This window comes from Gordonia bronchialis DSM 43247, assembly GCF_000024785.1.
Classification (GTDB): Bacteria; Actinomycetota; Actinomycetes; order Mycobacteriales; family Mycobacteriaceae; genus Gordonia; species Gordonia bronchialis.
Window position 1 is genome coordinate 977,999 of the sequence record NC_013441.1, and the last position, 16,835, is coordinate 994,833.

The 16,835-nt window shown below is 66.2% G+C and carries 16 protein-coding genes; 8 read left to right on the plus strand and 8 right to left on the minus strand.

Features of this window, described 5'->3' with window-relative positions; translation table 11 throughout:
• Positions 1-11 precede the first annotated feature (11 nt).
• Genes hsaC through GBRO_RS04565 form a run of 5 tightly spaced genes read left to right on the plus strand, consistent with a single transcriptional unit; the run spans position 12 to position 4,637 of the window.
• A complete protein-coding gene (hsaC, locus tag GBRO_RS04545; RefSeq protein WP_012832813.1) occupies positions 12-923 on the plus strand; it encodes an iron-dependent extradiol dioxygenase HsaC in 912 nt (303 codons plus the stop codon).
• A gap of 1 nt (position 924) precedes the next feature.
• Positions 925-1,497 (plus strand): 3-hydroxy-9,10-secoandrosta-1,3,5(10)-triene-9,17-dione monooxygenase reductase subunit, encoded by a 573-nt coding sequence (hsaB, locus tag GBRO_RS04550; RefSeq protein ID WP_012832814.1) that lies wholly within the window; start codon positions 925-927, stop codon positions 1,495-1,497.
• Positions 1,494-2,705: a hypothetical protein gene (locus GBRO_RS04555; RefSeq protein WP_012832815.1), complete on the plus strand. Its 1,212-nt coding sequence runs from the start codon at positions 1,494-1,496 to the stop codon at positions 2,703-2,705. The genes hsaB and GBRO_RS04555 overlap by 4 nt, the downstream gene beginning before the upstream one ends.
• On the plus strand, positions 2,702-3,484 hold the full coding sequence (locus GBRO_RS04560) for an SDR family oxidoreductase (RefSeq protein ID WP_012832816.1): 783 nt from the start codon (positions 2,702-2,704) through the stop codon (positions 3,482-3,484). The genes GBRO_RS04555 and GBRO_RS04560 overlap by 4 nt, the downstream gene beginning before the upstream one ends.
• Positions 3,477-4,637, plus strand: a complete 1,161-nt coding sequence (locus GBRO_RS04565) for a sulfotransferase family protein (RefSeq protein WP_012832817.1) — start codon at positions 3,477-3,479, stop codon at positions 4,635-4,637. The genes GBRO_RS04560 and GBRO_RS04565 overlap by 8 nt, the downstream gene beginning before the upstream one ends.
• A 122-nt stretch (positions 4,638-4,759) precedes the next feature.
• Here the strand turns inward: GBRO_RS04565 and GBRO_RS04570 are convergent, their stop codons facing one another.
• The 6 genes from GBRO_RS04570 to GBRO_RS04595 form a co-directional block, all read right to left on the minus strand.
• On the minus strand, positions 4,760-5,881 hold the full coding sequence (locus GBRO_RS04570; RefSeq protein ID WP_012832818.1) for an acyl-CoA dehydrogenase family protein: 1,122 nt from the start codon (positions 5,879-5,881) through the stop codon (positions 4,760-4,762).
• Positions 5,875-6,852 carry an acyl-CoA dehydrogenase family protein gene (locus GBRO_RS04575; RefSeq protein ID WP_012832819.1) on the minus strand — a complete coding sequence of 326 codons (978 nt, stop codon included), beginning with the start codon at positions 6,850-6,852 and terminating at the stop codon, positions 5,875-5,877. Before GBRO_RS04575 ends, GBRO_RS04570 begins: the two co-directional genes overlap by 7 nt.
• A gap of 6 nt (positions 6,853-6,858) precedes the next feature.
• Positions 6,859-8,025: an acyl-CoA dehydrogenase family protein gene (locus GBRO_RS04580; RefSeq protein WP_012832820.1), complete on the minus strand. Its 1,167-nt coding sequence runs from the start codon at positions 8,023-8,025 to the stop codon at positions 6,859-6,861.
• Position 8,026: 1 nt separating this feature from the next.
• On the minus strand, positions 8,027-8,965 hold the full coding sequence (locus GBRO_RS04585) for an enoyl-CoA hydratase (protein ID WP_012832821.1): 939 nt from the start codon (positions 8,963-8,965) through the stop codon (positions 8,027-8,029).
• A 229-nt stretch (positions 8,966-9,194) separates the two neighbouring features.
• Complete coding sequence (locus GBRO_RS04590) at positions 9,195-9,671, minus strand: hypothetical protein (protein WP_012832822.1); 477 nt, start codon at positions 9,669-9,671, stop codon at positions 9,195-9,197.
• Positions 9,672-9,824: 153 nt separating this feature from the next.
• On the minus strand, positions 9,825-10,763 hold the full coding sequence (locus GBRO_RS04595) for a helix-turn-helix domain-containing protein (RefSeq protein WP_052298220.1): 939 nt from the start codon (positions 10,761-10,763) through the stop codon (positions 9,825-9,827).
• 51 nt (positions 10,764-10,814) lie between these two features.
• Between GBRO_RS04595 and cysD the strand changes: the two genes are divergently transcribed.
• From cysD to GBRO_RS04610, 3 genes are read left to right on the plus strand one after another with little or no spacing between them, the layout of a single operon-like run.
• Positions 10,815-11,762 carry a sulfate adenylyltransferase subunit CysD gene (cysD, locus tag GBRO_RS04600; RefSeq protein ID WP_012832824.1) on the plus strand — a complete coding sequence of 316 codons (948 nt, stop codon included), beginning with the start codon at positions 10,815-10,817 and terminating at the stop codon, positions 11,760-11,762.
• Positions 11,762-13,639 carry an adenylyl-sulfate kinase gene (cysC, locus tag GBRO_RS04605; RefSeq protein ID WP_012832825.1) on the plus strand — a complete coding sequence of 626 codons (1,878 nt, stop codon included), beginning with the start codon at positions 11,762-11,764 and terminating at the stop codon, positions 13,637-13,639. The genes cysD and cysC overlap by 1 nt, the downstream gene beginning before the upstream one ends.
• A 26-nt stretch (positions 13,640-13,665) precedes the next feature.
• Positions 13,666-14,427, plus strand: a complete 762-nt coding sequence (locus tag GBRO_RS04610; protein ID WP_012832826.1) for a 3'(2'),5'-bisphosphate nucleotidase CysQ — start codon at positions 13,666-13,668, stop codon at positions 14,425-14,427.
• 12 nt (positions 14,428-14,439) lie between these two features.
• Here GBRO_RS04610 and GBRO_RS04615 read toward each other — a convergent pair whose 3' ends face one another.
• Together GBRO_RS04615 and eccA are read right to left on the minus strand one after the other, a co-directional pair.
• Complete coding sequence (locus GBRO_RS04615) at positions 14,440-15,021, minus strand: hypothetical protein (RefSeq protein WP_012832827.1); 582 nt, start codon at positions 15,019-15,021, stop codon at positions 14,440-14,442.
• Between the two features lie 17 nt (positions 15,022-15,038).
• A complete protein-coding gene (eccA, locus tag GBRO_RS04620; protein WP_012832828.1) occupies positions 15,039-16,814 on the minus strand; it encodes a type VII secretion AAA-ATPase EccA in 1,776 nt (591 codons plus the stop codon).
• Positions 16,815-16,835 lie beyond the last annotated feature (21 nt).

The window sequence follows — 16,835 nt, forward strand, 5'->3', positions numbered from 1 at the left end:
GAATCGAGAAGATGAGTGACAGCCCCATCCGGTCGCTGGGCTACATGCGCATCGAGGCCACCGACATGGCCGCGTGGCGCGAGTACGGACTGAAAGTCCTCGGCATGATCGAGGGTAAGGGCACCACCGACGGCGCGCTGTACCTGCGGATGGACGACTTCCCCGCCCGCTTGGTGATCGTGCCGTCGGACCGCGATCACCTGGGTAGCTCGGGCTGGGAGTGTGCGAACGCCGAAGCGCTGCAAGAGCTCCGGGACCGGCTCTCGGCAGCCGGAGTGGTGTATCGCGAGGGCAAGGACGAGGAGCTCGCCGACCGTCGGGTCGTCGAGATGATTGTCTTCACCGATCCGGCGGGCAATACACTCGAAGCGTTTCACGGTGCGGCACTGGAACATCGGCGCATCGTCAGTCCGTACGGTCATCGCTTCGTCACCGAAGAGCAGGGCCTCGGGCATGTGGTGCTCACCTGCGACGACGACAAGGCGGCACTCGAGTTCTACCGCGACGTCCTCGGTTTCAAGCTGCGTGACTCCATGCGGTTGCCGCCGCAACTCGTCGGACGCGAAGAGGGAGACGAGGTCCCGTGGCTGCGGTTCCTCGGCTGCAATCCCCGGCATCACTCGCTGGCGTTTCTGCCCATACCGAACGAGACGGGGATCGTGCACCTCATGGTGGAGGTGGAGAACTCCGACGACGTCGGGCTCTGCCTCGACCGTGCCCTGCGCAAGAAGGTGAAGATGTCGGCCACCCTCGGCCGCCACGTCAACGACTTGATGCTGTCCTTCTACATGAAGACACCGGGTGGCTTCGACGTCGAATTCGGTTGCGAGGGAAGAACAGTGAACGACAAGGACTGGATCGCGCGGGAAAGTACCGCGGTGAGTTTGTGGGGACATGACTTCAGCGTCGGATTCCAGGGCTGATATGACCCGCACCCCCTACGGATCGGCAGAGTTCGATTCCCGTCAGTTCCGCACCGCGATGGGGCAGTTCTGCACCGGGGTCACCGTCATCACCACCCTCGACGACGACGGACGGCCCGTCGGATTCGCCTGCCAGTCGTTTGCCGCCCTGTCACTCGACCCGCCACTGGTTCTCTTCTGCCCCAAGAAGACCTCACGGAGCTGGCCGGTCATCGAACGATCCGGCAAGTTCTGCGTGAACGTCCTGTCCAACCGGCAGCAGGACGTCAGTGCCGCCTTCGGGGCGCCCGGTGACGACAAGTTCGCCGGCGTCACCTGGGATCCGTCACCGGCCGGGCTGCCGGTTATCCGGCACGCGCTGACCTGGGTGGAGTGCGACGTCGCGCGTGTCACCGACGGTGGCGACCACCACATCGTGATCGGCCGCGCGCTCACCCTCGGTGAAGTCCTGCAGGACAAGCCACTGCTGTTCTATCGCGGCGGATACCTGTCGACCGAGCATCCGCGCGTCACTCCCGCGCAAGCGGAACTGGAGAACTTTCTCACCTGGACCGGAGGAGACACCTGGTTATGAGTTCGGCTGTCGACACACCCGTTTCCGTCACCCGCCCCAGCGACGTCACGAAGCCGCTCACCGACGCCATCGCCGCGGCCGAGGCACTGATCGCATCGGCCGAATTCGTGGAGAGCGAACAGGATCTCGCCGAGGGCTACGACTACCTGGCCGGCAGTATCGCGGCAGTTGTGCAGTTGGTGCGTTCGCGCCAGCCGAGTCACCCGAACTTCATCACCTCCACCGGGCCGTCGACGAAGATGGCTCTGGACAACCCGGACACGCTGTACTACCACGCCGACATCGAGAGTGGTGGAACCTATCTGGTGCGCGGACACCGGGGCAACACCGCCGATCTCAGCTTCCAGGTGCTGCGTGGTGACTACACGCCGTCGGAGGTCCCCGGCGGGGACGACGCCTTCGACGACCGGCGTATCCCGATCGACGCCGACGGCAACTTCGAGATCACCTTCGGGCCACCCGTCGACTCGCCCGCAGACGGCTATTTCGTGCTGGGAGAGGGTGCGTCGATGCTCGCGGTCCGCGAGGTCTACTCGGACTGGGCCGCGCAGAAGGGTTCGATCTCCATCGAACGCGTGGACACCATCGGCACCGCCCCCGACGAGCCGGACCTGGCGCGGGTGATGAAACGCTATGCGACGGCGGGCAAGATGCTGACCGCGCGGATCAACACCTGGTTCAACTTTCCCAAGTGGTTCTATCTCGACGAGCCGGTGAACACCTTCACCGCACCGCGACTGACACCGGGCGGACTGGCCACGCAGTTCTCGTCTGTCGGTCACTTCCGGCTGGCCGACGACGAGGCGATGATCATCACGGTGCCGAAATCCGATGCGCCGTACCAGGGTTTCCAGCTCGGCTCGATGTGGTACATCTCGCTCGACTACGTGAACCATCAGACGAGCCTGAATTCTGCTCAGGCACAGGTCGATCCGGATGGGATGATCCGGATGGTGGTATCGAGGCGAAATCCCGGGGTGGCCAATTGGATCGAGACCACCGGCCGAACCACGGGCATCCTGCAGTTCCGTTGGCAGCGCGTCGACGCCCCGGTCCGCCCGGAGGACGGGCCGACCGCGCAGGTCGTCGGCGTCGACGATGTGCCGGCCCATCTGCCGTATCTCGAACACAATCGGATCGATGACGCCGGCTGGCGGGAACGGATCGCGGCGCGACAACGCGCATTCGCGGAGAGGATGCTGGGATGAGCGGCTTGCTCGACGGCAAGATCGTCGTCGTCTCCGGCGTCGGCCCGGGCCTGGGCCGATCGATCTGTCTGCGTGCGGCCGCGGCCGGCGCGACGGTGGTGCTGGCTGCACGCACCGAGTCACGGTTGAAAGAGGTTGCCGCCGAGGTGGATGCCGCCGGCGGTACCTCGCAGGTGGTACCCACCGACATCACCGACGATGACGCGGTGGGCTCGCTGGTGCGCTCGGTGATCGCCGAATTCGGCCGTGCCGATGTGGTGGTCAACAACGCCTTTGCCCTGCCGTCGATGAAACCGTTGGCTCGCACCGACTTCGAGCAGATCGCCGCCAGTCTCGATCTCACCGTGCTGGGCACGCTGCGGGTCATCAAGGCGTTCACCAAGACGCTCTCGGAGTCCCGGGGTGCGATCGTCAACATCAACTCGATGGTCATCCGTCATTCCGAACCGCGTTACGGCAGCTACAAACTGGCCAAGTCGGCGTTGTTGGCGATGTCGCAGACCTTGGCAACCGAGCTGGGCGACAAGGGGATTCGCATCAACACGGTGGCCCCGGGCTATATCTGGGATGACCAGCTGAAGTGGTACTTCGGCGAGGTCGCCAAGAAGTACGGCATCACTCCCGAGCAGGTCTACGAGCAGACCGCCGCCAAGTCTGATCTGAAGCGATTGCCCGAACCCGACGAGATCGCCGAGGCGGTGGTCTTCTTGGCGTCGCCGATGGCGAGCGCGATCACCGGGCACACCCTGGACGTGAATTGCGGTGAATACCATGACTAGCACCGCCTCGGTGGGCGCTGGAGCGCCCCGCACGAGTGTGGGGACCGTCGAGGATCTGCACGCCTCGGCCACTCGGGCGACCGGGCTCGACGACTTCGGTGATGACGCCTATCTCGAGCCGCTGGCGATCCTGTTGGATTCGTACAAGAACGAGGCCGGGCTGACCAAACTGGGCAGCAAGATGTTTCGGTTCTTCCTCAAGGGTGCGCTGATCGCGCGACTGCTCAGCGAGGCAGCCTGGAAGGCCAACCCCGGCCAGACCGACGTCGAGATCCGCCGGCCGATCTTCGTCACCGGGCTGCCCCGCACCGGCACCACCGCGTTGCACCGGTTGCTGACCGCCGACCCCGCTCATCAGGGACTCGAGATGTGGTTGGCGGAGTTCCCGCAGCCCCGTCCGCCCCGCGACGCCTGGGCCGATAATCCGGTGTATCAGCAGATCGACGCGGGACTGGCTCAGCATCATGTGGAGAATCCCGAGTTCATGGGCGTGCACTACATGGATGCCGCCGAGGTCGAGGAGTGCTGGCAGTTGTTGCGGCAGAGCGTGATGTCGATCTCCTACGAATCCCTGGCGTATCTGCCGACGTACTCGCGTTGGCTGTCCGAGCAGGATTGGACGCCGGCCTACCTGCGGCACAAGCGGAACCTGCAGATGATCGGACTCAACGACCCGGACAAACGCTGGGTGCTCAAGAATCCGAGCCACCTGTTCGCCCTCGATGCCTTGATGGCAGCCTACCCCGATGCCTTGGTGATCCAGACGCATCGGGCGCCGAGCACGATCATCGCCTCGATGTGCAGCCTCGCCGAGCAGGCGACGCCGGGTTGGTCGACGACCTTCGTCGGCGACACCATCGGGGATACCCAGCTGGAACTCTGGTCCCGTGGGTTGCGCGAGTTCTCCTCGGCACGAGCACGTTACGACCAGTCCCAGTTCGTCGACGTCGACTTCGCGGATTTGCGCAACGACCCGATGGGCACGGTCGAACGGGTCTACTCCGCGTTGGGGGAGCCGATGTCCGACGACGCCCGCGCCGCGGTGACGGCCCTCGACGAGGAGAGCAAGACCGGCGCCCGCAAACCCCAGCACCGCTATCAGCTCGCCGATTACGGTCTTGACGAGGCGAGGGTTGTGGCGGCGTTCGACTAGCCCTCGATTGGGAGGAATGCCAACACGACACGGAGTGTCGTTCGATAGAAACCGCGTTTCACGTCAGAAACTCTGTTCACAAACCAGGTTTCTGACGAGAGACGCGGTTGCTGTGTTGCGCCTTACCCGTTGGCGGTGCTGCGTAGTGCGGCCACCGCTCGTGCCACCGCCTGGTGCGGTGCGCCAAGCAGCTGGGCGCTGCCGTGCGCCCGTTTGAAATACAGCTGAATGTCGTGTTCCCAGGTGATGCCGATGCCGCCGTGGAGTTGGATCGCTTCACCGGTCACCGACTTGAATGCCTCTGAACAGTAAACGTGTGCGGCGACAGCGAGTTCGTCGGCAGCCGGGTCGCCGGTCACGACCGCGTCGACGGCGGCCCGCGAGATAGAGCGAGCGGTCTCCACCTGGACGTACATGTCGGCTATTCGGTGTTTGAGCGCCTGGAAGGAGCCGATGGTCCGGCCGAACTGCTTGCGGGCCTTGGTGTATTCGACGGTGCGGTCCAGTGCGGCTTGCGCTCCGCCGACTTGTTCGGCCGACAGCAGGGCCCACGCGATGGTGCGCAACCGATGTGGGAGATCTCCTGGCGCCGCGATGGTGGCGGACGGAGCTTCGTCGAAGTGCACCGCACCGAGGGGACGGGTCGGGTCCATGGTGGGGAGCGGCGTGACGGAGACGCCGTCGGCGGTGGTGTCCACTGCGTGCAGGGTCACCTGTTCGCCGCTCGATGCGAAGACCAAAAGGGTATCCGCGGCCTCGCCATCCACGACGTAATGGGCTGTGCCGGTGAGGAGTCCGGCGTCAGCGCGGACGCCGATGCGTTCCCAGCCGGTTGCGTCCGCCCAGCACACCGCAGCGATGCGCTCACCCGACGCCAGGTGCGGCAGGAGTCGTTGTGAGGTGTCGGCATCGTCGGCGAGCAAGATCGTCGCGGTTGCGAGCACAGCCGAACCGAAGACGGGCACCGGTGACAACGCGCTCCCGAGCTCTTCGAGGACGGCCGCGGTTTCGGCGAACGTCGCACCCGCGCCGCCGTACTCCTCGGGGATCGGCAGAGCGGCAACACCGATTTCGGTGCACAGCGTGCGCCACAGGTCACGGTCCATCCGCGGGGTGCCACGCATCGCCGAGCGCACCGACGCCGAATCACCGCGCCGCTTGATCAGTTCCCGGATCGCTTCGGCGAGGGCCTCGCGTTCCTCGGCCGAGACAGCCTGGCCGGTCGTGGTGTCGGCGGTCAGCACAATGACTCCAGAATCCGATCGCGGTGTACCGCAGGTGTTCCCCACGCGCCGATCAGCGCGCGCGTCTTGGTGATGTAGAGCGACAGGTCGTGTTCGGCGGTGTAGCCGATGGCTCCGAGGACCTGCAGCGAACGGCGGGCGGACAGGTGTGCGGCATCGGCCGCGGCGACCTTGGCGGCGGCGACGTCACGGCGGACGTTCGTGCCCTCGGGAACCTGCCCGTCGATGCCCAGGGCCGCCGCGTGGACGAGTGGACGTGCCATCTCGAGGGCGATCGCCACGTCGGCGAGATGGTGTTTGACCGCCTGGAAGGAGCCGATCGGCCGGCCGAACTGTTTGCGTGCCTGCGCATAGTCGGCTGCGATCGTCAGCATCGCCTGTCCGAGCCCAAGTAGTTGTGCGGAGGTGGCGAGGACACCGGCGTCGACGGCGTCGTCGACATCGATTCCCTCCGCGAGGGGTTCACCGGCGCGAACACGCGTCAGCGTCCGGGTCGGGTCCACCGAACGCTCGGTGTCCACGATCTCGGCGACGGACAGAGTTCCGGCGGTGACGACGTAGACGTCGGCGTCGTCGGCGTCGGCGTCGGCGGCGAGCGGGGCGAGTGGGGCGATGGCACAGGTGGCGGGCCGTCCGTCAGCCAGGTCGCTCAATCGGTCGGTGAGGTCGGCGTCGCGCAGCAGTACCGGAAGCACGGCGATGCTCTCCGCGATCGGACCCGGGACGCAGTGCTTGCCGAGTTGTTCGGCGGCGACCACCATTTCGATGGCGCCCGCACTGGATCCGCCGTGTGATTCGTCGATCAGGAGACCGCAGACACCGGCGTCGGCGAGTTGCGCGTAGACCTTGGCCATGGCGGTGCGGTCGCCGGATGTCCAGGCCCGCGCGGCGGTGGGGATGTCGGCCTTGCCGAGCATGGCGTCGATGGTGGCCGCCAGATCGTCATGTATGTCCGAGAGCAGGAATTCCATCTCGCCTCACCGATCTCCGCGTGGCAGTCCGAGCAGGCGCTCGGCGATCACATTTCGTTGTATCTCGTTGGTACCGGCGTAGATCGGGCCGGACAGCGAGAAGAGATAGCCGTCCATCCAGGGGTCGTCGATCTCGCCGAGCGGTCCCTGCAGATCCAGGGCGGTCTCGTGTGCCGCGATGTCCCACTGGGACCAAAAGACCTTGTTGATGGAGGATTCCATGCCGAGCTGCCCTCCCGCGGCCAGCCGGCTCACTGTCTGGTAGGTGGACAATTCGTAAGCGCGCGAGCCGATCCAGGCATCGGCGACGTGAGCGCCGACGTTCGCGGTCGACGGGACATCGTCGCGACTGTCCCGCCAGAGCGACAGCAGCCGGTCGGTGGTCGCGAGGAAGCGGCCGGGGGACCGCAGCGACAACCCGCGCTCGTTGGCGGCGGTGCTCATCGCCACCCGCCAGCCGTTGTCGACCTCGCCGATGACACCCGACGCGCCTGGGTCGGACGGGTCGTCGGGGACGAAGACATCCTCGAGGAACAGTTCGGCGAACCCGGCCTCGCCGTCGAGTTGGGCGATCGGTCGGACGGCCACGCCGGGACTGCGGAGGTCGAACATGAAGTAGGTCAATCCCTTGTGCCGCTGCGCCTCTTTGTCCGTGCGGAACAGCCCGAAGGCCCAGTCGGCGAAACTCGACCGTGAACTCCAGGTTTTCTGCCCGTTGAGGAGCCACCCACCGTCGGTGCGGGTGGCGGTCGACCGCAGGGACGCCAGATCGCTGCCGGCCTCCGGCTCGCTCCACGCCTGTCCCCAGATGTCGTCGGCGCGTGCCATCCGCGGCAGGATGCGCGCGAGTTGGTCGGGGTGGGCGTGCTCGAAAAGGGTTGGTGCCAAGAGGAAGATGCCGTTCTGGCTGACCCGCCCGGGTGCACCGGAGCGGTAGTACTCCTCCTCGAAGATCACCCAGTGCAGTAGCGGTACGTCACGTCCGCCGTACTCCTCGGGCCAGCTGACCACCGACACCCGGTCGGCGGCCATGGTGGCCTCCCACTTCCGGTGGGCCTCGAAGCCCTCTGCGGTGTCCATGGACGGCAGCGGTTGTGCGGGAACGTGTTCGGCGAGCCAGGACCGCACCTCGGTCCGAAACTCGTCGGCCGCCGCGTCGAACAGAAGGTCCACGTCAGCTCCCCGATCCGTTGGTTGCGGCATTCTCGGTCGACGCCGCGGATTTCATCGACTTGGCGTCCATTCCGCCGAGGGAATCCCCACCGCCCTCGGCGTTGGCGGCATGCGCGAAGTGGTGCCAACCGAAGACGGAGTCCATCGCATTGCGCAACCCCATCTGGTCCTCACAGATGTTGACGGCCTTCTTGCTCAGCATCAGTCCCTGGATCGGCATGGAGGCGATCTGTCCGGCGATCGCGTCGACCTTGGCGGCGAGTTCGTCGCGCGGGACCACGTGATTGACCATGCCCCACTCGGCGGCCTGCGCGGCGGTGAACCGCTCACCGGTGAACAGGATCTCCTTGGCCCGCCGGGTACCCAGGGCGTAGGCGTGCGCGAAGTATTCGACGCCGGGAATGCCCATGCGCGCCACCGGGTCCGAGAAGAAGGCATCGTCGGAGGCGACGATGAAGTCGCAGATCCACGCCAGCATGAGCCCGCCCGCGATGCATGCGCCGTGCACCTGGGCGATGACCGGTTTGGGCATGTCCCGCCACCGGCGACACATTCCCACGTAGACCTCCATCTCGCGGGCGAGGCGCTGGTCGGCACCGGACCGGTCGGTGTGATCCCAGTACAGGGTGGCCACATTGGGGTAGAAGGTGTCGAAATCGCGTTCGGGAGTGCCGATGTCGTGTCCGGCGGAGAAGTGCTTGCCGTTGGCCCGCAGCACGATCACCTTGATTGCCGGATCGTCGACGGCGCGACGGAAGGCGGCATCCAACGAGTAGGTCATCACCGAGTTCTGCGCATTCCGGTACTCCGGACGGTTCAACGTGACATAGGCGATCGAATCGGCGGCACCGTCCACGCCGCCGGTCTCGTAGGCCACCGGGGTGGTGTCCGGACCGAGCTGGTCGGGCCGGAGGGCAGGAGGGATCACCGGGTCACTCATGGCTTCGAGGGTAACCTAGCAAGTGCTTGGTTGGTAGGGGTGGGTCTGCGTCGCCCTGACTGGCGGCAGTCGGAGATACGAAAACGGGCCACCCGGCCCCGGGAAGGGTCGGGCGGCCCGCTGGTCGGCGCCGGGGAAATCCGTGTCACCACGACCTTCTGCTCGTCGCCGACGCTCCTTGCGCCTCAAGGAGCGCTAGGGGGATCGGGGGACGGTGGGGTGCGACTCGTCAGGACACCGTGATCACGCCACCGCAGGTGGGGGTGGGCAAGGCCCACAACGCGTTTCGATTGACCGTGCTGAGCGTGACCTGCACACGGCCCTTACCGATCCGGTTGGTCGGAATGGTGAAGACATGGGTGCCGGTGTAGGGCGGTTTGACGGCCGACCGGTTGGTCATGCTGCCGCGCTGTCCGGTCTGCAGGTTGCGCCAGTCCAGACGCGCGGTGGATTCGTAGCCGACGCCGAACCAGTAACTCGAGAACTCGGTGGTGATGTAGGTCTTGCCCGCGTACTGCGCGACGATCGCGCGCGTGGGCCAGTATGGTGCGTCAACGATGTTGGGGCTGAGTCCGATGCAGTTGTTGAGCGGGTAGGCGCCGTCGGCGGCGGCGTCACCGGTGCCGGTGGCGGCGGCGACGCCGACGACCCCCATGGCTGCGATGGTTGCGGCGGCGATGCGCGTACGGATTCGGGTGCTGATCATGGCACGCTCCTGAGGCTGGTGGATCCCGGTCCGGGCGGTCGCAGACCGGGAATCGGTTGTGAGACTGCTGTGGACATAACACCGAAATCCGGCATCGAACCGTTAGCGATGTGTACCGAATGTGACCCGGTTGTTATGGCCGAGCACCGCTGCTCAGGGCAGCTGGGCGCCGATACGCTCTGCGGCCGCGATCGTGGCGGCCGCGAGTTCGCCCAGTTCGCCGGGCGTGAGGAGGGTGCTGGGACAGGTGACCACCGAGGCGATCACGCTGCCGGCGGCGTCGAAGACGGGTGCGCCGACCGTGACCACCCCCACCTCCTCCGTCGGCGTGGTCGCGGCGAGTTCGGATTCCAGATAGTCGATGACGGTCAGTTCGCTGAGGAGGTCGCCGACACGGATGCGCAGCGCGTCGGACACGTCGTCCAATGACCCGAGGGCGTCGATCATCGCGAGATGGTCGGAGCTCATGCGTTCGATCGAGTAACCGCGCGTCCGGATGTCGTCGAGCACCAGCCTCAGCCGGGTTCGAGAGGCGGGCGCGGCTCGCTCGATCCAGGTCTCACGTACCTCCGGCGCCGACCATGCGATGAATTCCCGGCAGATCGGCGGACGCAGCCGGACCTCGCGTCCCGGATGAAACCACCGTCGCGAGTCGACCGGGTCGGAGTCCGGCGTGGGCAGGCAGTGTTCGGCGACGGTGATCGTGTCGGCGGTCAGGCGACGCGCCAGGAAGCACGGAACGCCAAGTGTGCGGGCCAGATCGGTGATGACCTGCCGGCCCCAGGTGCCCAGCAGATCGGCGTGCGCGGCTTTCCCGGCGAGCGAGACAAAGGCTGGCCCGAGGCCGAAGGCGCCGGTGGCTGGATGGCGCAGCGCCCAGCCCTGATCGGCCATCTCGGTGAGGATCGCGTGCGCTGTCGCGCGGGATTGACCGGTGGCGCGGACAATCTGAGCCAGCGTGAGTGCGTCGGGAGCGGCGTCGGCGAGCAGTTCCACGACGCTGATCACCCGTGCCGTCGGAGGCGAGGGTGACCGGCCGTCCGGGCGGGTCTGTTGACCGCGCCCGTCGGATTCGCTTACCGTGTGTGTCACATAGTCAATACTGAGCGTCGAATATTCGACATGTCAAGGAGGTGCGCGACGATGGGACCGGACCAGGGGTCCGCGACGGGTGCGAATGCGACGCGCACCTATGAACTCAGCCATCTCGAAGCGCTCGAAGCCGAATCGGTGCACATCTTCCGAGAGGTCGCCGCCACCTTCGAGCGGCCCGTGCTGCTGTTCTCCGGTGGCAAGGACTCGGTGGTCATGTTCCACCTGGCGCGCAAGGCATTCTGGCCGGCGCCGATACCGTTCCCGCTGATGCACGTCGACACCGGACACAACTTCGACGAGGTCATCGAGTTCCGTGACCGCGTGGTCTCCGAGACCGGGGTGCGACTGTTGGTCAGTTCGGTCCAGGAAGACATCGACGCGGGGCGGGTGGTGGAACCCACCGGTCCGGGTGCGAGCCGAAATCGGTTGCAGACCACCGCATTGCTGCGTGGCATCACCGAGAACCGCTTCGACGCCGTGTTCGGTGGTGCCCGCCGCGACGAGGAGAAGGCGCGCGCGAAGGAACGGGTGTTCAGTTTCCGCGACGAGTTCGGCGCGTGGGATCCGCGGCGTCAGCGTCCCGAGCTATGGAATCTGTACAACGGCAGGCACAACCGCGGCGAACACATTCGGGTGTTTCCGCTGTCCAACTGGACCGAGCTCGACATCTGGAGCTATATCGCCGACGAGGACATCGCGCTGCCGTCGATCTACTACGCCCATCGGCGTGAGGTGATTCCGCGGGATGGCATGCTGCTGGCCAAAACGCGCTTCCTGGAATCACTTCCGGGGGAAGAGGTCCGGACGGAAACGGTGCGCTTCCGCACCGTCGGCGACGCGACCTGTACCGGATGTGTGCTCTCCGAAGCCGACACCAACGAGCGTGTGATCGCCGAGGTCGAGGCCACCCGCCTGACCGAGCGGGGCGCCACACGGGCCGACGACCGGATCTCGGAATCGGGGATGGAAGACCGTAAGAAGGAAGGGTACTTCTGATGTCTCTGGCACCGTCGGCGAGCGGGTTGCACACCGGCACCGGGATGGAGATGCTGCGCCTGGCCACCGCGGGTTCGGTGGACGACGGCAAATCGACCCTGATCGGCCGACTGCTTTATGACTCGAAGTCGATCTTCACCGATCAGCTCGAGTCGATCGAACGCACGAGTGCCGAGCGTGGCGACGAGTACGCCAACCTCGCGCTCCTCACCGACGGCCTGCGCGCAGAACGCGAGCAGGGCATCACGATTGACGTCGCCTACCGCTACTTTTCCACGCCCAGGCGGAAATTCATCATCGCCGACACCCCAGGACACGTGCAGTACACCCGCAACATGGTGACCGGAGCGTCCACGGCAGACCTCGCCATGATCCTCATCGATGCGCGCAAGGGCGTACTGGAACAGACCCGCAGGCATGCATTCCTCTCGTCGTTGCTGGGAATCCCGCACCTGACCATCTGCGTCAACAAGATGGACCTGGTGGACTGGTCGCAGGAGAGATTCGACGAGATCTGTTCGGAGTTCGTGAATTTCGCCACCAAGCTGAACGTCTCCGACCTCACCTTCATACCGCTGTCGGCGTTGCGCGGCGACAATGTGGTGGACTCCTCGTCACACATGCCCTGGTATGAGGGCAGGCCGCTGCTCAGTCACCTCGAGAACGTGTACATCGCCTCGGACCGCAACCTCATCGACGCCCGGATGTCGGTGCAGTACGTGATCCGGCCGCAGCGGGCCGACGGTGCCGACCACCGCGCCTACGCGGGCACCATCGCCGGCGGCGTGTTCTCCCGTGGCGACGAGGTCGTCGTTCTCCCAAGCGGATTCAGCACCACCATCACCGATATCTGGGGGCCGGGCGGCGCCGCGATCGATGAGGCCTTCGCGTCCATGGCGGTGTCGGTGGAACTCGCCGACGAGATCGACATCGTGCGCGGGGACATGCTCGCCCGACCCAACAACCGGCCGTTCGTGGGCCGCGATCTCGACGCCATGGTGTGCTGGTTCGCCGACGACACCGAGTTGCGGGTGGGCAACCGGTATCAGCTGCTGTGCGGAACGCGCATGACCCGTGCGCAGATCTCCGGGTTCAACTATCGGCTCGACGTCAACACCCTGCATCGTGATGAGAGCGCGGAGACATTGCAGCTCAACGAGATCGCACGAGTGGCGGTGCACACGCAAGAACCTGTCATGTTCGACGCCTACGCCCGCAACCGGGAGACCGGAAGCTTCATCCTGATCGACGAGGCCACCAACAAGACGGTCGGGGCGGGCATGATTACCGCACCTGTGCGCCATGACAGCCACGTGGTCTGGCAGTCCAGCAAGGTCTCACGCGAACAGCGGCCGCACCGCGGTGCGACCATCTGGCTCACCGGGCTATCCGGTTCCGGGAAGTCGTCGCTGGCAGTGGAAATCGAGCGCCGGCTGGTGGCGCAGGGCCATCCCGCCTATCTCATGGACGGCGACAACCTGCGGCACGGTCTGAACTCCGACCTGGGTTTCTCCGATGACGACCGGCGGGAGAACATCCGCCGGACCAGCGAGGTGGCCGCTTTGTTCGCCGACTCGGGTGCGGTAGCGATCGTGTCGCTGATCTCGCCATTCGCCGACGAGCGGCAACGGGCACGTGAGATCCATGCCGAGCGCGGCCTGCCGTTCTTCGAGATCTTCGTCGACACCCCCATCGAACTTTGCGAGCAACGTGATCCGAAAGGCTTGTACGCCAAGGCGCGTCGTGGTGAGATCAGTCAATTCACCGGCATCGATTCGCCCTACGAGCGACCAGATCATGCCGAGATCGTGGTGACGCCGCACGACGGTGAACCGGCCGATGTGGCCGATGCGGTACTCCGTAACCTGGGCTTGTGACCGGAACCGAGAGAAGTGGGACAACCGTGACCGACGACCGCGCACTGGCCGGTGACCTCGCCACCGCAGCCGGGGAATTGCTGCTCGACGTGCGGGCCAACTCTGGTCTGGCCGGCAAAGAACTCGGCCGGGCCGGAGATCTGCGCTCCAATGACTTTCTCCTGGAACGGTTGCGGGCGCAGCGGCCCGACGACGCCGTGCTCTCCGAGGAGTCGGCCGACGACAAGTCGCGGCTGTCCGCCCCGCGCGTCTGGATCGTCGACCCCGTCGACGGGACCCGTGAGTACGGCACCGAAGGCCGCTCGGATTGGGCTGTGCACGTGGCGCTCTGGTCGTCCTCGGGTGGACTGATCGCGGGTGCGGTCGCCCTGCCCGCGCTCGGTGTGACCTACGTCGATGACGCCGAACCCGTCGAACCCGTGGACGGGCTGGCCGCCGAACCCAAAGGCGAGACCATCCGGGTGGTGGTCAGTGGCTCACGACCACCGGCGTTCTCGCAGGCGGTCGCCGACGCCCTGGGTGGTGAGGTCCTGCAGATGGGGTCGGCCGGTGCCAAGGCGATGGCCGTGGTGCGCGGCGAAGCCGACGCCTACGTCCACGCCGGCGGACAGTATGAATGGGATTCCGCCGCCCCGGTTGCGGTCGCCCGGGCAAAAGGGTTGTGGTGCGGGCGAATCGACGGTTCGGAGTTGGTCTACAACCGCGACGACACGTATCTGCCGGACCTGGTGATCTGCCGTCCAGAGTTCACCGACACCATCATCGGGGTGACGGCGCCGTACGCGTGAGCGCATCTGGGCTCAGTGCGTGAGCACGATCTTCACGATCACCACCGCCGTGGCCACGAACAGGATGGCGCCGGCTCCGGCGAGGGTTGCCCGCGTGGGGCGTTCACCGTTGAGACGGTCGATCACGAAGACGATTCCGCCGATGCGGGCCAGGATGACGATCTCGGCGAGCAACTGGGCGGTGCGCGGCTCCAGCCAGTCGAACAGTCCCGCAGCGAGGACCAGGCACGGCATCACCGCCGAGGTGAGGATCGGAACCGAATTGCGCAGGTGACCCAACACCGACGCGGTCGTGGCCGGTTGAGGGCCCGCGCTGACCTGTCGGCCGATCGCCTCGGCGAACACATGGGCGATGAAAGTCGATGCGGCCGTGCCCAGCACCAACGCGATCCCGAGGTGTTGCTGGGTGGGTTCCACCGGGACCAGGACGGCGAGGATCAAGACGTTCCCGTAGATATAGGCACTGATCCGTGCGGCCGCGTGCCTGCGGTCCAAGGGGTTACGCCGGGAGAACAGTGGGCGGTGCAGCAGGGTGCCGCCTGTCCGCGCAGTCAGACCTGATCTCGCCGGAGAGGTCGAAATGCGGTCGGACACTGTTGGCTCCCACAGGGTCAGTGGCTGAGCCCTGACAATACCCCGGTAAGCGCCGCACGAACGTCGCGCGCCTCGATCCGCATCAGATCCTCCTCGGAGAGCGATGCGAAGTCGCCTTGCGCGGACAGGCGATACTCGCGTTCTTCTTCGGCCGCCTCGATGATGTTGCGGATGAAGCGTCCGTTGCCGGCGAGGTCGCTGGCGCGGCGAACCAGCGAACCCTCGGTTCGCAGATCGTGATAGAGCGGTGTGCAGGCCGCCTCGAGTTCGGTGACGGCATCGGAGGTGAGTAGCGAATCACGTTGCCGAGCAATGAATTCACCGATCCGGGCGAGTTCGTTCGGCGTGTAGGAATCGAACCGGATCCGGCGCGCGAAGCGGGAGGACAAGCCGTCGTTGGCGGCCAGGAATCGGTCGATCTCGGCGTCGTAGCCGGCGATGATCACCACGAGCCGATCGCGGTCGTCCTCCATTCGGGCGAGCAGCGTGTCGACGGCCTCGCGGCCGAAGGCGTCACCGCCGGAGAGTCCCTGCTGGATCAGCGTGTAGGCCTCGTCGATGAACAGCACTCCGTCCATCGCCGAATCGATGAGCGCCGATGTCTTGATCGCGGTGCTGCCCAGATGCTCGCCGACCATGTCGCGGCGGGTCGCCTCGATGACCTTGTCGGACTTGATGAATCCCAGTCCGCAGTAGATCTTTGCGACGATCCGCGCGATCGTCGTCTTGCCGGTACCGGGCGGCCCGGTGAAGGCGAGATGCAGGCTGCGGGCCGAGGTGGCCAGGCCACGATCGGCGCGCACCCGGGCCAGCGTCGACGCCGACTGGAGTTTGGCGACCTGCTCCTTCACCGACTCGAGCCCGATCTGGCGGGACAGTTCGCGCTGGGCGTCGGTGACCATCTCGTCGAGTTCGGGGGCGCTATCGGCCATCACCGACTCGCCGCGCGCCGGGACCGACGCCGGATCCCACCGGTCGGTGCGTTCGGCGATGGCCTCCGGGGTGGTGACGGTGAGCCGGATGGAGGGGGAGCGCAGGGCGTCGTTGGCCGCGGTCATCGACGGGTCACGGGCGAAGACCTGCTCGAAGAGCGCTTTCGCCTTCTCCTCATGACCCTGCTCACGCAGCGCGAGCCCGAAGGCGTACATGGCGCGCGTGGTGCAGGCCGGGATCGGGCCGTCGATCGCCCGCTGTAGTCGGCGCATCCCTTCGCCGAGCATGCCCAGCTGGATGCATGCGCTGCCGGCCATGTGGTCGGCCACCGCCTGCATGCAGGTGTCGCCCCAGCGGTCCGACGAGATCAACGCGGTCAGGACGTCGGGCCAGCGCTGGGTGCGCAGATGCAGCAGCGCCCGGATAAAGTCGAGGATCGGCACGACGGCCGACGGTGGCACGTCGTCGAGCACCTGCTCGGCTCCGGCGTAGTCGTGGCCGGCGATGAGGCTCGCAGCGTAGGCGGCGGTGGCCTCGACGGCATCGGAGGCGGGGTAGTCGATGAACATGCCGGTGTACCAGCGTCCGACCAGGGTGCGCGGCGGTAGACCCAGCCGGCGCTGCTCGGCGCCGATGGTGGCGCGGGTGCGGTAGAGACCCAGCAGTACCTCGTTGCTGGCGTCGCCGCAGGCCAGGCGCCCGATCCAGGCGTCACCCACCGACGGGTCCCATTCGGTGGCGCGGGTGAAGGCCTTGGCCGCCTGGGCCGGGTCGTGCACCGGTTCCTGGCCTTCGACGGGAATGTTGAGGGAGAGCACGCCGAGTTCGAAGAGTGCCCTCGCCTTGCGGATGTCGGCCACCGACCCCCCTGCCCCTCTGTC

What these genes read in the sequence shown, in the direction of transcription:
- GBRO_RS04575 (WP_012832819.1), bottom strand. Translation starts at nt 6,852, where the DNA reads ATGGAATTCCTGCTCTCGGACATACATGACGATCTGGCGGCCACCATC.
- GBRO_RS04560 (WP_012832816.1), top strand. Translation starts at nt 2,702, where the DNA reads ATGAGCGGCTTGCTCGACGGCAAGATCGTCGTCGTCTCCGGCGTCGGC.
- GBRO_RS04590 (WP_012832822.1), bottom strand. Translation starts at nt 9,671, where the DNA reads ATGATCAGCACCCGAATCCGTACGCGCATCGCCGCCGCAACCATCGCA.
- GBRO_RS04555 (WP_012832815.1), top strand. Translation starts at nt 1,494, where the DNA reads ATGAGTTCGGCTGTCGACACACCCGTTTCCGTCACCCGCCCCAGCGAC.
- hsaB (WP_012832814.1), top strand. Translation starts at nt 925, where the DNA reads ATGACCCGCACCCCCTACGGATCGGCAGAGTTCGATTCCCGTCAGTTC.
- cysD (WP_012832824.1), top strand. Translation starts at nt 10,815, where the DNA reads ATGGGACCGGACCAGGGGTCCGCGACGGGTGCGAATGCGACGCGCACC.
- hsaC (WP_012832813.1), top strand. Translation starts at nt 12, where the DNA reads ATGAGTGACAGCCCCATCCGGTCGCTGGGCTACATGCGCATCGAGGCC.
- cysC (WP_012832825.1), top strand. Translation starts at nt 11,762, where the DNA reads ATGTCTCTGGCACCGTCGGCGAGCGGGTTGCACACCGGCACCGGGATG.
- GBRO_RS04585 (WP_012832821.1), bottom strand. Translation starts at nt 8,965, where the DNA reads ATGAGTGACCCGGTGATCCCTCCTGCCCTCCGGCCCGACCAGCTCGGT.
- GBRO_RS04565 (WP_012832817.1), top strand. Translation starts at nt 3,477, where the DNA reads ATGACTAGCACCGCCTCGGTGGGCGCTGGAGCGCCCCGCACGAGTGTG.